General features: G+C 35.9%; 2 protein-coding genes. Both read right to left on the reverse strand.

The annotated features are described in order from the left end of the window. Nucleotides 1–141: 141 nt before the first annotated feature. Nucleotides 142–1095: a hypothetical protein gene (locus AB1397_04350; protein ID MEW6482214.1), complete on the reverse strand. Its 954-nt coding sequence runs from the start codon at nucleotides 1093–1095 to the stop codon at nucleotides 142–144. Further along, nucleotides 1092–1407: sugar phosphate nucleotidyltransferase (locus AB1397_04355; protein MEW6482215.1), on the reverse strand; the 316-nt coding region annotated here is incomplete at its 5' end. The genes AB1397_04350 and AB1397_04355, both read right to left, overlap by 4 nt.

Below are 1407 nucleotides of genomic sequence, written 5' to 3' on the forward strand. Positions count from 1 at the left end.
AAAATTTAGAATTCAAAATTTTATAAAACTTAACCTTTTTCAATTCAAAATTCAAAATTTAGAATTCAAAATTTCTTAAATACTATTTTTGCACTAAGTAATGGAAGATACTATAAATTTTTATCCCCTTTCAATTTGCAATTATTTTTTAATATTAAGGATATAGTTATGACTAGAGGGTCCCTCTGTTCCTGCGTTATTTGATACCTCAATAAGGAAATTTCCCTTTCCAGACCAGGCTATCCTTGCTGTTTTTATACCCTTTGTTTGGGCTAAAAGCTTAAGCTTTTCATTATACAGCTTTAATGAGGGTGATAGGTTTGATTTTTCATCAGAGGATGTAATTTCAATCTCAAATGTTCCATAATTTTCCATTACAAGCTTATACCAATCAACATCAACCGGCTTTACAGGAAGACCATCCCAAATAGAGGCATCTACTTTGCCTCTTAAGACAATAGTGGCTGATGAAGGGTCATTATTTCGTTCATATCTATCAGGAGGAAGGGGAATTTCTCCCTTTTGAAAGATATAAGAAAGAAAGAGGGAGTTCTTATTTACAAGAATTGTAGGAGCCCTTTTTTCTCCCCCTGGTCTTTTTAATGTAACCTCTATTTCTATATCATCTTCCAACAGGTTGATATAGAAATTTTGGGATATGGTTATCTTGTTCCTGCCTGAATCCATAAGCCCTATTATTCCACCAACCTCAGGAGATATTGCACCTGTCCTTGGGTTATATGTAGAGATAGAAAGCTCTGGTGTATAGGGAGATGGCCAGGTTTCGCTTGTTAAGCCCTTTTCATAAACATTACAGGATATATTTACTGTAATAAATGGCCTTCCCAAAGAGAGATTTGTATCTAGGGGATACCCCTTTGGAACAACAAATTTCCATTTTGCAAAGGTCTCCTCTTCTCCCTGAAGGGATACACCCAATTTAGCTTTTTTCCCATTTGATGTGAAAGAAATGGGGGTAAGAATCATTGTTCTACAAGCCTTGTTTTTGCAATCTATTCCATTTTGATGGCCAAAGAGGCAAAGAGGCAATAGCCAATAGCCAATAGTCAATAGCCATAATTTCCTTTTTTTCATCTTGTATTTTTCCTCCTCCTTAAAAAATCTTCTACTATTGCAAGCTCCTCCCTTGTATTTATTCCCATTACCTCCATTTCATCCTCTGTTTCCAACAAAGAAACCCTTTTTCCCATCTCCGAAAGCATCTTAAATGCATCGGTAAGGTAATATTCTCCTTGCTTGTTTTTATTATCAAGCCTTTTTAGGAGATTAAATATTCCCTTATTGAAACAATATATCCCTGTGTTCACAAGGTTTATTTCCCTCTCCTTTTTTGTTGCATCCTTTTCTTCCACAATCCTGACCCCTGACCCCTGACCCCTGACCCCT

The sequence above is a fragment of the bacterium genome (assembly GCA_040756715.1).
GTDB lineage: Bacteria > UBA9089 > UBA9088 > UBA9088 > UBA9088 > JBFLYE01.

Excerpts from the sequence above, each read along its gene's own strand:
- AB1397_04350 (MEW6482214.1), bottom strand. The coding sequence starts at position 1,095 with ATGAAAAAAAGGAAATTATGGCTATTGACTATTGGCTATTGGCTATTG.